We start from the raw sequence: 12,935 nt of genomic DNA on the forward strand, positions 1-12,935 counted from the left end.
TATGAATATTACATTTAACAAAGAAGAACTTGTCCCCGTCATTGTTCAAGATTATCGAACGGGTGAAGTCTTAATGCTTGCTTATATGAATCAAGAAGCGTACGACAAAACTGTGGAAACAAACGATATGTATTACTTCAGTCGTAGTCGTCAAACCTTATGGCGTAAAGGCGAGACATCCGGTAACACGCAACGCTTGGTATCCCTGTCATATGACTGTGATCAAGATACATTATTGGCCGTTGTCAATCAAACCGGTCCAGCCTGCCACACTGGGAATAAATCCTGTTTCTACCGAAGTGTTGTGGGTGAACTAGAAACTAGACAAGATCCGCTAGTAGCACTGTATGATACGATTCAGGCAAAACAACGGAATCCGGATGAAGGATATACATCCTACTTGTTTGACAAAGGATTGGATAAGATCTTGAAAAAAGTTGGTGAGGAAACCAGTGAAGTCATTATCGCATCAAAAAATAATAATGAGGAAACCATCTATGAAATCAGTGACTTATTCTATCACGTGTTGGTGTTGATGGCGAATCAAGGAATTACCCTTCCCGATATCTATAAGGAACTCGCATCACGACGAAAATGATTCCACGCAATCACGACTATCACATCCACACCAACTACTCTCCGGATGCTGATCAAGAGGCTACATTTGAGGCCTATATCAACCAAGCTCAAGCACTTGGTCTTACCAAGTTAACCTTCACGGACCATGTGGATATCGATGCCGTTCATCCGTTATTCCATACCCCCATTGATTACAATGCATACCTAAAAGAGTTCAATACCGTTAAACAAACATCCCCCATCGATATTCAACTTGGTGTTGAAATTGGTTATCAGTCCCATGTTGTTGAAGAGATTAATACATTCTTGTCCAAATACCCCTTCACACATGTAATCTTATCAATCCACTATCTCGAACAAAAAGATCTTTATACGCAAGAATACTTCATTGGAAAAACAAAAAGACAAGCCTATCAAACATACTTTGAGACCTGTCTAGATGCCATTGAATCAATTGATCAATTTGATGTCTTTGGACATCTTGATTACATTACTCGGTACAGTCCTTATGGTGATTATGACTATGAGGAATATAAGGATATTATTGATCGTATACTACAAGCCTTAATCCGTAAGAACAAGGGTCTTGAAATCAATACATCAGGAATTGCAAATGAACAACGAACGTATCCCAAACAAGAGGTCCTTGATCGCTTTATTGAACTTGGTGGGACAACACTTGTTTACGGGTCGGATGCTCACAAAATTTCGGAACTTGGTCGTTTCTTTATCCAAAAAAAACAGGTTTAATAACCTGTTTTTAATTACTCTACAAACCAACTGATTCCATATCCTTTTTTTCCAACATGGATACTGAATACAGGTCCTAGATATTCCGTAAATGTAATTTTGCTTCCTGGGAATTCTTCTAACAGTAGTTCTTGTACTTGAAGCGCACTATCCTTGGAATTCTGACTGGTAATATAGAACGTTACAGTTTTATGTCCTTCTAAGGATTTACGGATACTATTGACGAAATACTGATGTATTTTTTTATACGTACGTTCACTTTTAACTAGTTCTAATTTTCCCTTGATTACTTCGATAACTGGTTTGATCCGTAACACCGTTCCAATTGCTGCCCGAGCAACGCTTAGTCGCCCACCTTTGGTTAACGAGAAGAGATTTTCTACCGTAAACATTTGGTGCGATGTCGCAATGATGGATGTAATCCGTTGAATGATGTCATAGTTGGATTTTTGCTGTTGGACCATCTCAACCAATTCAACCGCGATCATTTCAGTACCATAAGCACATAACTGCGTATCAAACAAATGAACTTTATCGGGATCATCAAGCATGTTCTTTGCTAACAATGCACTTTGGAATGTACCACTGATATTTTTTGATAACAAGACACAGAAGATCATCTCAGCCCCACCATCAATTAATCGTTGGAACTCGGACAGGAAGTCGCCGGGTGCCGGCTGACTGGTTTTCCACTGGATTCCTTCATCTTGCTTTGCCCAAATAAAGTCATTGTCAACCGATACTTCTGGATAGGTCTCTGTACCAGCTGTAACATTTAAAGAAACAACTGTAATATCATTGTCTTCAATCATCTTCTTGGGAATATACACCGTACTATCAATCAATATTTTAACCATAATTTCTCCTTATTCGCTGGTCCACGATACTCCGTATGCATTGGTTCCTAAGTGAATACTAAACACAGGACCAACATACTCTGAGAACGTAACCTTCGCTTTCGTAAACGTTTCTTCAATAAGCGATTTCAATGTCGATGCATTCTCCAAGGAATTCTTGGAGACAATGCGAATAATAATGTTTTTTGCACCTTCGGTTGTTCGCTTCATTTCATCTAAAAGTGTCGCCATTACTTTCTTATGGGTTCTCTCTGAACTATGAATTTCAAGCTTCCCCTTAACCGTATGTAAGATTGGTTTGACACGCAATACAGTACCCACAAGAGCTTTGGCCCGTGATAATCGTCCTGAGCGCATTAAATGAATGAGGTTCTCTATCGTGAACATAATATAAGAACGATCATTCAATGTATTGATCCGATCAATGATTTCTTGCTCCGACTTCTTCTGATTGATCATATCAATTAGTTCCAGGGTTAACATCTCATTACCAAAGGCTGCCATCTGCGATTTAAACAGATGAACCTTGTCGGGATCATCCAACATCTTCTTGGCAATTTCTGCACTTTGATAGGTTCCACTGAGAGGCTCTGCTAAGGTTAAGACGAAGACTTTATCTGCGCCTTCTTCCAAACACTTCTCATATAGATGTAAAAACTCTGCAGGAGACGGTTGTGATGTTGATAGCCGACGATGATGTTTCAATGCATCAAAGACGAATTCATTTTCCGTATCCAGTTCACGATGGGTATCATCCCCATCTAGAATATTTAAGCTAGCACGCTTAATATCATATTTCTTAATTTCTTCTTCGGATAGATAAAACGTACTATCCACTACTACTTTAAATGTCATAAATCTGCTCCTTTATTTACAGTATGCCCCACACAGCAAGAAAATGCATAAAACTTCCTAATAATACAAAGATATGCCATACGAAATGGGCATATTTGAATCGTGATACATAGAATCCAACTCCCAATGTATAACTGATCCCACCAATCAGTAGGAACCATAAACTGTTTCCAAGATTGGGTTGAATATCACTCCAGACCAGGACAACGCTCCACCCCATCAATACATAGAGTGCTAAATGAACGTAGTGAAACTTGTCAATCCAAATCGATTTGAATACAATCCCAGTAATGGTAATCAACCATAGTGATCCAAGCAAGATATGCCCGGTAAGGGTATCAGCACACAGTACAATGAATGGTGTGTAGGTACCCGTAATTAATAAGAAAATACTTGAATGATCAAACCGTTGAAAGACACGGTATACTCGTTTCATGTTTTCCGGAAACGAGTGAAACAAGGTACTGGATAAGTACAAAACGATCATCGATACACCAAAAGCAGTACTAACGAGAGCTTCGGTTATCGAGTTGGATTTCACCAACAATAAAATCAAGTAGGTAATGGCGAATAATACCCCTACACCGTGCGATACGGCGTTCGCAATTAATTCACCCAACGATGTCTTTTTCATAGTGTTCTCCTTTTACTCTATCACACATAATAATTTAACAAATATTACTCTATCTGTCAAGGTAATTGAGCAAAAGAAAAAGATATGATACAGTATCATATCTTATGTAAAGAAATGTTGTAAAAAAGGTACGTCTGTTTTTGTGAATCGATTCTTATCCTGTAGAAGTAAATCTTTGATAAATTCTTCCAATCGACGTAACTTGCCACTGGATTGTAATGCAGGATAATCCTTCATCATTTTTAGGAATGTGTGATTCCATAATTGGTAATCCTCAAACTTGGCAAACGACTTCACAGATTTATTTTTTGTATTCCATGGTTTTAACCCAGCAAAGTGAATACCGTATAACACATCGATAGTAGGATAGCCATTAAATGATGAATACCGCAAATCAATATTGTGCCATGTGCCGGATAGGAAGGTTGTGATGTATTGCATCTCAGGCCAATTGTACGTTGATATCTGATCCTGAACATCTTCTTTTACGATATCTTCCATTATCGCCTTATAGGTATCCATTGATGGCTCTAATACATATATCGATGCATTCACACCCATGTTCTCTCGATCAGAATCGGGACGATCAGTAATCTCTTTAGGAATCAATGTTCCATGTGGAACATCATGATACACCTTGTGCCAAATCCACGTTCCATCCATCTCAACGCTATCTGGAATAATATAGGAACCATCGACATATTCTAAACAATATTCTTTCTTTTCATTGATGATTCCTGCCGGAGCGTCCACATGAAATAACGTATCATAATCACGCAATGGTAGGACATCACAATCAGCGACAACTACCTTCTCATATTCTTTTTGAAGTGGTCCATCTTCTCCGAGTAGAAAGGCATTGAATCGGGAAAATAAGAAGGGACGGTCCTGTCGTTCCTGACGACGCTTATGGGGGACATAGACTTCATTGATAACAACGACATCATCATATAGTATCTTTAATGCATTGATCGCTCTTGAGGATATTTGTTCGGAGACAATACATATTAAATCATGAGGAGTCTTTTGCAATCGTAATGCATACGCAAAAACAAGAGCTCCCGGTAAATAAGAGTCGTTGCGAATGATAAAGGTTACGTACGCATACTTTGACATAATAACACTTCTTCCTCGAGTTGTGATATACTTATTATACAATAGTTTTCATGAAAAGTGGTGATGAGATGGATAAACGTCAGCGATATATCGAGCAAAAGGCTGAACAAGCAAAGATTGATGGCGTTGTTTGTGTTTGCAAACAAGTTACCGAGCGTCGGATTCGCAAGGCAGTGAATGCGGGACATCGACGTTTCGTATCTGTCAAACGAGTTACCGAAGCTTCTAGTAGTTGTGGACTGTGTCAGCCGTTCGTTGAAGACATCATTGCCGATACAATTAAACGTCGTAAATAAGCCTTATTTATACTATTTATAATTGTAAATGCTTTCATCTGTTAAGATGGACGCATTTTTTATTTTTTAAACTATTTTTACTTGTAAATTGTTGTTTGACAGTTGTTTATAAACTACTATAAAATTGAATTTCTATGTGTGAAAGGAGCACGCACAATATGATGAAAAAATCAGACTTGCATGTGGAGTTATTGGATACGACGCGTTTGAATCAATTGGATTCGTATATCGAAACAATACAGGATCCTGTGGGAAGCCTTATCAATGTCCTCCATCGTGCACAACACATCTTTGGGTATATCCCAAGGGAGTTACAACTGTACATTGCCCGTAAATTAAACATCGGGGCTGCGAAAGTGAATGGTGTTGTTAGTTTTTACTCGTATTTCTCTGAAGAGAAAACTGGTAAATACCTAATTAGCGTTTGCATGGGAACCGCCTGTTACGTAAAAGGTGCGGAAGAGATCGTTAAGACATTTTTAAGAGAACTGGACGTCGACAAGCACGAAGTGACTGACGACGAATTGTTTAGCGTACGTGATGTACGGTGTGTCGGAGCATGTGGGCTTGCTCCAGTCGTTACGGTTGGAGAAAAAGTATACGGTCATGTTACGCCCGATGATGTCGCCAAAATCATTAAGGATTTCCGAGGTGATAAGGTATGTTAATTACATCAAAACAGGAACTGCATGAGTTTCGAGCAGCTCAAAAGCCTATTTTAGTCGATAATAGTAATAATCATATTGATGTATTTATCGGTATGGGAACATGCGATATTGCGGCTGGTGCGAAAGAAACCTTAGCAGCATTTGAAGCATGTGTTGCTGCACGTAAATTAAAAAACGTATCCATATCCAGTGTTGGCTGTATTGGTTTTTGTAGTGAAGAACCAACCGTTGAAATCCATATGCCACATCGGGAACCATTGATTTATCGTAAGATTACCGAAGACAAGGTAGAACACTTAGTCGATACCGTATTGGTAAACAACGGGTATTTACCAGATGAGGAACGAATCAAATCATTCCATCATTCTGGAGTATATCTACAAAACAAGAAAACGATGCTTGTTTGTGGGGGCAAAGATTGTCCTACTGGTAACCTTGTTGTTTCATCACTCAAAGATAAAATCGAAAAGTTGGAATTATATCAACAAGTTCACATCATTACGACAGGATGTGTGCGTCCGATTGAACAAGGTACCATTATTAAAATTCAACCGGATAATGTCTTGTATGAAAATGTAACCGTCCAAGATGTTGATGAAATTGTTAAAGAGCATATTCAAAAAGGTCGTGTTGTCAATCGTTTACTAAGTAAAAATGCGTTGAATGATACCATCTTTGAACAAGAGGTAGATTTTTACAAAAAGCAACTACGGATTGCCCTACGAAATTGTGGGTTTATCGATCCTCACGATATCAAGCAATATATTTCGGCCCGTGGATATGAAGCTTTGGCACACTGTCTTACAGAGTTACAACCTAAGGAAATTGTCGAGATCATCAAAGAGTCACAACTTCGTGGACGTGGTGGTGGCGGATTTCCCACCGGGTTAAAATGGGAACTCACTGCACGAGAAAACAGTGAAGAAAAATACATCATTTGTAATGCTGACGAAGGGGATCCTGGGGCATTTATGGATCGCAGTATTTTAGAGGGTGATCCTCATAGTATTATTGAAGCGATGGCTATCGCAGGGTATGCAATTGGTTCCAATACTGGAATCGTATACATACGAGCAGAGTACCCCCTAGCGATTAACCGTCTTGAAGTAGCAATTGAACAAGCGCGAGAATACGGATTCTTAGGAGACCATATTTTTGATAGCAATTTTAGTTTCGATATTGAATTACGACTAGGTGCTGGAGCATTCGTATGCGGTGAAGAAACGGCACTGATTAACTCGCTAGAAGGTGGTCGCGGAGAACCAACGAAAAAACCACCATTCCCAAGTGTGTCTGGGTTCCGTAAGAAACCCACCTCAGTAAACAATGTGGAAACATTTGCGAATATTCCACCCATTATTTTAAATGGTGCAGAGTGGTTTGCCTCTATTGGTACCGAAAAGTCCAAAGGAACCAAAGTCTTTGCCTTGGCCGGTAAAGTCAATAATGTTGGTTTAGTAGAAGTTCCAATGGGAACGACACTACGTGAAATCATCTATGATATCGGTGGTGGTATTGTTAATAACAAAGAATTCAAAGCTCTTCAAACCGGTGGTCCTTCAGGTGGTGTCATCACCGCTAAAGATTTGGACACACCGATTGATTATGAATCCTTAAAAGCCATTGGAAGTATGATGGGTTCTGGAGGAATGATTGTTCTTGATGAAGAGGATGATATGGTGCAACTCGCCAAATTCTATCTTGATTTTACTCAAGACGAATCATGCGGTAAATGTACGCCTTGTCGAATTGGAACCAAACGGATGTATGAAATATTGGATCGTCTTACCAAGATGGAAGGTTCTCCTGAGGATCTGGATATTTTGGAAGACTTAGCTCAAAATATAAAATACTCATCGTTATGTGGATTGGGCCAAACCGCTCCGAATCCAGTATTATCAACAATGGAATACTTCCGTAAGGAGTATGATAGCTATGCCTATCGTACCAAAAAAGTATTCTATAGTATCGATGAAGAAAAATGTATCGGTTGTACCAAATGCGTTCGCGTATGCCCTGTCGCTTGTATTAGTGGTTCGGTAAAACAACCGCATAGTATTGATGAAGATGTATGCATTGCTTGCGGTGCATGTTATGACGCATGTCGCTTTGACGCGATTATCAGACCATAAGGAGGAAGCCAATGATAAATGTAACAGTAAATGGTATTGCTGTACGCGTACCTGAAGATGCAACGGTAATTGATGCCGCTGAAAAAGTTGGTATCCATATTCCAACCTTATGTCACCTTGATTTACATGAGTTTGGTGTTGTCAATAAAGTGGCTAGTTGTCGTGTTTGTGTGGTTGAAGTCGAGGGTCGAGGTAACCTTGTTCCCTCATGTGCGGAAACTGTATATGAAGGAATGAATATTATCACCGATAGTGTCAAAGCTTTAAATGCACGTCGGATAAACCTGGAACTATTACTGTCAAATCATCCATTCGAATGTTTAACCTGTCGCAAAAATCTTCAATGTGAACTACAAACACTCGCAAAAGAATTGAATATCCGTGGCGTATCCGTTCAAGGAGAACGAATGGAATACCCTCTGGATATGACATCTGGGGCGATTGTAAAAGATCCTGAAAAATGTATTATGTGTCGTCGTTGTGAAACGATGTGTAACGAGGTTCAAACAGTCGGTGTCCTCAGTGCGATTAATCGTGGTTTCGAAGTGACGGTTGCACCAGCATTCAATCTTAATTTTGTGGATACATCCTGCACGTACTGTGGCCAATGTGTTGCGGTATGTCCTACAGCTGCGTTGACATCGATGAGTGAACTTCATAAGGTATGGCGAGCACTCGCCAATCCCCGTCGTCACGTCGTTGCCCAAATTGCACCTGCTGTCCGGGTTGCACTTGGGGAAATGTTTGATATGGATCCCGGTAGTATTTCCACTGGTAAAATTGTTACGGCGTTAAAACGCTTGGGCTTTGACAAAGTATTTGACACCAACTTTGCGGCTGACTTAACGATTATGGAAGAAGCACGTGAGTTGGTTCATCGTATTGAACATGGTGGACGTTTGCCAATGCTGACATCCTGTTGTCCGGCATGGGTGAAGTTCATTGAACATCAGTTCCCAGATTTACTGGATGTACCTAGTTCCTGTAAATCCCCACAAACGATGTTAGGGGCTATCGCAAAGTCCTACTATTTAGATACACTTGATATCTTACCTAGACGGCTCAAAGTCGTATCAATCATGCCGTGTGTAGCAAAAAAAGCCGAAGCGGCCCGTCCTGAATTATCAAAAGAAAGCTTACTGGATGTCGATTATGTACTGAGTACAAGAGAGCTCGGATATATGATTACCGAAGCTGGAATCGACTTTAAAAACCTCGAGGAAAGCGAGTTTGACAGTATCCTTGGTGAATCCACTGGTGCTGCTGCCATCTTTGGAACCACGGGTGGTGTAATTGAAGCTGCGGTTCGTTCAGCAAGTTACATCATGACGGGTGAAAACATCGATAAGATTGAGTTTGAAGAACTTCGTGGTTTAGACGGAATCCGGGAAGCAACGGTAAACGTTGGTGGTATGGATCTAAACATCGGTATTGCTCATGGACTTGGAAATGCCCGGAAACTACTGGAATCGATTCAAGCTGGTACGTCCAAATATCATGCGATTGAAATTATGGCATGTCCAGGTGGATGTATTGGTGGTGGTGGGCAACCCTATCATCATGGAAAAACCGACGTTATCTTAAAACGACAACAAGCTATTTATGAAATTGATCGCAATAGTACAAGACGTCGTTCACATGAAAATCAAGCTGTCTTACAACTATATAAAGATTTCTTAGGAGAACCTTATGGTGAAAAAGCACACGATTTACTTCACACAAGCTACACCAAAGGAGAACGAATTTAAAAACTGGCAAATCATGCCAGTTTTTTTTATTAAATCTCCTATATAGAAATATATATTTCTAATCTTTTTACTACTAATTATTGAGTTGACATTGAAAATATTGAGTGATACTATAAAATTGTGGAAACCTTTCCTTTTTTTAGTAACTACAAATGGAGGAGACAGTATGAAATCATTGTATTCAAAACGATTATCCAAACATCAAAAAGAATTGAAACAACTGTATTTCAAGTTGTATGATTCATATGGTGCAACACCCAAAGATTTTGATTCTCTCCTTTCCATGATGTTTGAACGGTATAATGAACGAAGTGATCGTTTGAACAACTTAGATCAACATCATAAGACGTGGTACTTGTCCCGTAAACTTGTCGGATATACTTTGTATGTCGATTTGTTCTCTGATACCCTTCGCAAGTTAGAAAAGAAAATACCGTATCTACAAGAACTAGGTATTACATTTGTTCATCTAATGCCACTTCTACAAACCCCTGAAGGGGAAAATGATGGTGGATACGCTGTTGAAGATTATCTCGAGATTAATCCATCACTGGGTACTATGGATGATTTTGAACATCTCATTGAACAATTCGCAGATGCCAATATTGTTATCTGTATTGATTACGTTATCAATCACACATCGGACACGCATGAATGGGCACGAAAAGCTCTTAATGGTGATTCACAATATCAAGATATGTACCTGATGTATGATGATCGCACAATTCCTGATCAGTTCGACCAAACGGTACCGCTCGTGTTACCAAACAAACGGCCAAGTAATTTCACATACAAAGAAGAAATTAATAAATGGGTCTATACCTCATTCAGCAGTTTTCAATGGGATTTGAACTTCAAGAATCCATTGGTATTTGAAGAGATGGTAAATATCTTATTACAATTAGCAAACAAAGGTATCAATATGATTCGACTCGATGCCATCCCTTTTATGTGGAAAGAACTACATACCTCTTGTCGAAATCTACCAGAAGTACACGACTTATTACATTTGTTCCATTTAATCAAAGAGATTGTCTGTCCTTCACTGGTCCTACTTGGCGAAGCCATCGTCGAACCTGATGAAATATTTAAATATTTCGGTACTGAAGAACGAAATGAGTGTAGTGTACTTTATAATGCAAACCTCATGGTGAACATATGGAATGCCTTTGCCACAAGAGACGTTCGATTATTAAACATTGATAACTCTAAGTACCATATTCATGATCAAGGTTGTTGGATGAACTACGTTCGCTGTCACGATGATATTGGTTGGGGGTTAAATGAATCCGCATTGGAATCTCTTGGAGTGAGTCCTTATTATCATAAACAATATCTAATTGAATTCTACAGCAATCAGTTTCCTGGTAGTTTTGCCAAAGGTGAAATCTATCAATTCAACCCGCAAAACAACGATGCAAGAATTAATGGTACTACCGCATCACTACTTGGTTTAGAACGTTCCTATGATGAACACAATGAATACGAACAATACATCGCGTTGCGACGGATATTTCTTGCCCATGCAATTCTCTTTTCCCATCGTGGAATACCACTAATCTATAGCGGTGATGAAATTGCTACAATTAATGATCAGTCCTATCGTAGTGATGATCGCAAGAACGAAGACGGACGATGGGTACATCGACCATATTTTGATTGGACACGAGCCAAAAAACGATTAACACCTAAGACATTTGAATCAATCGTATTCAATGCGATAAAAAACATGATTACAATCCGTAAAAAACACTCGGTATTTGATGGCGATGTACAGTCAACCATTATTATCAACAATGATATCTCACTATACTCCTTTGTCAAAGCAACCGCAAAAGAGCGGATACTATTCATATACAACTTCTCGGAATATCGCAAAGAATTAACCTCAGAACCGTATCAAGAATTCCAATTTTCTACGAATATGGAGGATTTATTTACCGGTAGAACCATTGATTTTAACCATCCATCAATTACGATATCTCCGTATGAAGTGTTATGGTTAATGGAGAAACTATAAAAACGCAAAACTTTATTCAATTTGAACAAAATGTGTAATCGGTTCCACATTCTCCTTTATTTTCCGTACAATATTTTGTATAATGACAACTGTATGTGAAAGGAGTGATTACTCGTGCCTAGTATAAAAGATGTTGCTCGTAAGGCTGGGGTAGGGATTGCAACCGTATCTCGTGTAATCAATAATTCTGGCTATGTTAAGCAATCTACTCGTGAGAAAATCGAGAAGGTTATTCAAGAAATTGGATACGTGCCTAACGAAATTGCCCGAAGTATGTTAAAACAAAAAAACAATATTGTCGCTTTCATCATTCCTAATAGTACTCACCTCTTCTTTGGTGAATTACTGTATCATGTAGAATTGGAATTATTCAAATACGGATATAAATTAATGGTCTGTAATTCAAGTGAATCCATGGAGAAGGAATTAGAATACCTCGATATGCTTAAAAACAATCGTGTGGACGCAATCATTCTACTTACCAATAACGACATTGAACAGTATCTCAACAAAGATCTCCCTTTAATTTCATTTGATCGTAAGTTTAAGGATGTACCGTTTGTTGCAAGCGATAACTATCAAGGCGGTATCCTTGCAGCCAAGAAGCTAATTGATTTAGGTTGTGATCACTTAATGTTCATCGGTGATGATGCACAAGGAGATTCTACACCGGTACAAACGGAAGTTACCAAACGGCGACTTGGATTTATGAGCTATGCCAAAGAGCATCACCATTCCGAAGTAATTAATATTGAATACCCGTTGGGTAACTATATAAATATCCCTGAGCAAGTTCATAAAACTGTGTTAGAACATCCTGAAGTTGATGGAATCTTTGCCATCTCAGACGCGGTTGCTTGTGAAGTCATTCTGAACTTGGAAAAACATGGCAAACGAGTTCCTGAAGATGTTAAAGTTATTGGTTTTGACGGAGGTAGAAGTTTTCTAAATCTAGGTAAGAAAATGACTTCAATAAGCCAATCTCCTGAACAAATTGCTCACGCAATCGCAGAAAGTATCCACAGTTTCTATGCAAATGAAAAAGTGGAAAATAAGATTATTCCTGTAACCCTAACAAATGGAGAAACCGCATAAATCCGGTTTCTTTTTTTGTCCACTTTTTATTGACAACGCTTTCAACAAGTGCTATTATGAAATTGTGGAAACCTTTCCTCATTTTTACATAATAACAATTTTTTCATGAACTCCTTTTCGCCATCCTGCTCCGAACGGAGCAGGATGTAAAGGTGTAATTAACTAGAAAACTAAGTAGATAGGAG

General features: G+C 38.9%; 12 protein-coding genes. 8 read left to right on the plus strand and 4 right to left on the minus strand.

Going from position 1 to position 12,935, the window contains the following annotated elements; translation table 11 throughout:
- The first annotated feature begins 1 nt into the window (after position 1).
- Positions 2-598 (plus strand): bifunctional phosphoribosyl-AMP cyclohydrolase/phosphoribosyl-ATP diphosphatase HisIE, encoded by a 597-nt coding sequence (gene hisIE, locus G4Z02_RS03120; RefSeq protein WP_258878406.1) that lies wholly within the window; start codon positions 2-4, stop codon positions 596-598.
- Positions 595-1,329 (plus strand): histidinol-phosphatase HisJ family protein, encoded by a 735-nt coding sequence (locus tag G4Z02_RS03125; protein ID WP_258878407.1) that lies wholly within the window; start codon positions 595-597, stop codon positions 1,327-1,329. The genes hisIE and G4Z02_RS03125 overlap by 4 nt, the downstream gene beginning before the upstream one ends.
- Positions 1,330-1,343: 14 nt before the next feature.
- On the opposite strand, the gene G4Z02_RS03130 is transcribed toward G4Z02_RS03125, so the two are convergent.
- The 4 genes from G4Z02_RS03130 to G4Z02_RS03145 form a co-directional block, all read right to left on the minus strand.
- Complete coding sequence (locus G4Z02_RS03130) at positions 1,344-2,186, minus strand: DegV family protein (RefSeq protein WP_258878408.1); 843 nt, start codon at positions 2,184-2,186, stop codon at positions 1,344-1,346.
- 9 nt (positions 2,187-2,195) lie between these two features.
- Complete coding sequence (locus G4Z02_RS03135) at positions 2,196-3,041, minus strand: DegV family protein (protein ID WP_258878409.1); 846 nt, start codon at positions 3,039-3,041, stop codon at positions 2,196-2,198.
- 16 nt (positions 3,042-3,057) lie between these two features.
- On the minus strand, positions 3,058-3,675 hold the full coding sequence (trhA, locus tag G4Z02_RS03140) for a PAQR family membrane homeostasis protein TrhA (protein WP_258878410.1): 618 nt from the start codon (positions 3,673-3,675) through the stop codon (positions 3,058-3,060).
- Between the two features lie 102 nt (positions 3,676-3,777).
- Positions 3,778-4,791 carry a glycosyltransferase family protein gene (locus tag G4Z02_RS03145; RefSeq protein WP_258878411.1) on the minus strand — a complete coding sequence of 338 codons (1,014 nt, stop codon included), beginning with the start codon at positions 4,789-4,791 and terminating at the stop codon, positions 3,778-3,780.
- Positions 4,792-4,859: 68 nt separating this feature from the next.
- On the opposite strand from G4Z02_RS03145, the gene G4Z02_RS03150 reads away from it, so the two are divergent.
- The 6 genes from G4Z02_RS03150 (at position 4,860) to G4Z02_RS03175 (ending at position 12,750) form a co-directional block, all read left to right on the plus strand.
- Positions 4,860-5,087, plus strand: coding sequence for a (2Fe-2S)-binding protein (locus G4Z02_RS03150; RefSeq protein ID WP_258878412.1), 228 nt, complete (start codon positions 4,860-4,862; stop codon positions 5,085-5,087).
- 161 nt (positions 5,088-5,248) lie between these two features.
- The gene (locus G4Z02_RS03155) at positions 5,249-5,755 is read left to right on the plus strand and encodes an NADH-quinone oxidoreductase subunit NuoE family protein (protein WP_420885519.1); all 507 of its coding nucleotides are present in this window, start codon (positions 5,249-5,251) and stop codon (positions 5,753-5,755) included.
- A gap of 395 nt (positions 5,756-6,150) precedes the next feature.
- Entirely contained in the window at positions 6,151-7,887 is a 1,737-nt protein-coding gene (locus G4Z02_RS03160) for an NADH-quinone oxidoreductase subunit NuoF (RefSeq protein WP_258878699.1), read from the plus strand.
- Between the two features lie 11 nt (positions 7,888-7,898).
- Positions 7,899-9,635 (plus strand): NADH-dependent [FeFe] hydrogenase, group A6, encoded by a 1,737-nt coding sequence (locus G4Z02_RS03165; RefSeq protein WP_258878414.1) that lies wholly within the window; start codon positions 7,899-7,901, stop codon positions 9,633-9,635.
- A 166-nt stretch (positions 9,636-9,801) separates the two neighbouring features.
- A complete protein-coding gene (locus G4Z02_RS03170; protein WP_258878415.1) occupies positions 9,802-11,655 on the plus strand; it encodes an alpha-amylase family protein in 1,854 nt (617 codons plus the stop codon).
- A gap of 114 nt (positions 11,656-11,769) precedes the next feature.
- Positions 11,770-12,750: a LacI family DNA-binding transcriptional regulator gene (locus G4Z02_RS03175; protein WP_258878416.1), complete on the plus strand. Its 981-nt coding sequence runs from the start codon at positions 11,770-11,772 to the stop codon at positions 12,748-12,750.
- Positions 12,751-12,935 lie beyond the last annotated feature (185 nt).

It is taken from the genome of Candidatus Xianfuyuplasma coldseepsis, assembly GCF_014023125.1.
GTDB lineage: Bacteria > Bacillota_I > Bacilli_A > Izemoplasmatales > Izemoplasmataceae > Xianfuyuplasma > Xianfuyuplasma coldseepsis.

What these genes read in the sequence shown, in the direction of transcription:
- hisIE (WP_258878406.1), top strand. Translation starts at nt 2, where the DNA reads ATGAATATTACATTTAACAAAGAAGAACTTGTCCCCGTCATTGTTCAA.
- G4Z02_RS03150 (WP_258878412.1), top strand. Translation starts at nt 4,860, where the DNA reads ATGGATAAACGTCAGCGATATATCGAGCAAAAGGCTGAACAAGCAAAG.
- G4Z02_RS03125 (WP_258878407.1), top strand. Translation starts at nt 595, where the DNA reads ATGATTCCACGCAATCACGACTATCACATCCACACCAACTACTCTCCG.
- G4Z02_RS03165 (WP_258878414.1), top strand. Translation starts at nt 7,899, where the DNA reads ATGATAAATGTAACAGTAAATGGTATTGCTGTACGCGTACCTGAAGAT.
- G4Z02_RS03170 (WP_258878415.1), top strand. Translation starts at nt 9,802, where the DNA reads ATGAAATCATTGTATTCAAAACGATTATCCAAACATCAAAAAGAATTG.
- G4Z02_RS03145 (WP_258878411.1), bottom strand. Translation starts at nt 4,791, where the DNA reads ATGTCAAAGTATGCGTACGTAACCTTTATCATTCGCAACGACTCTTAT.
- G4Z02_RS03135 (WP_258878409.1), bottom strand. Translation starts at nt 3,041, where the DNA reads ATGACATTTAAAGTAGTAGTGGATAGTACGTTTTATCTATCCGAAGAA.
- G4Z02_RS03155 (WP_420885519.1), top strand. Translation starts at nt 5,249, where the DNA reads ATGAAAAAATCAGACTTGCATGTGGAGTTATTGGATACGACGCGTTTG.
- G4Z02_RS03130 (WP_258878408.1), bottom strand. Translation starts at nt 2,186, where the DNA reads ATGGTTAAAATATTGATTGATAGTACGGTGTATATTCCCAAGAAGATG.
- G4Z02_RS03160 (WP_258878699.1), top strand. Translation starts at nt 6,151, where the DNA reads ATGCTTGTTTGTGGGGGCAAAGATTGTCCTACTGGTAACCTTGTTGTT.
- trhA (WP_258878410.1), bottom strand. Translation starts at nt 3,675, where the DNA reads ATGAAAAAGACATCGTTGGGTGAATTAATTGCGAACGCCGTATCGCAC.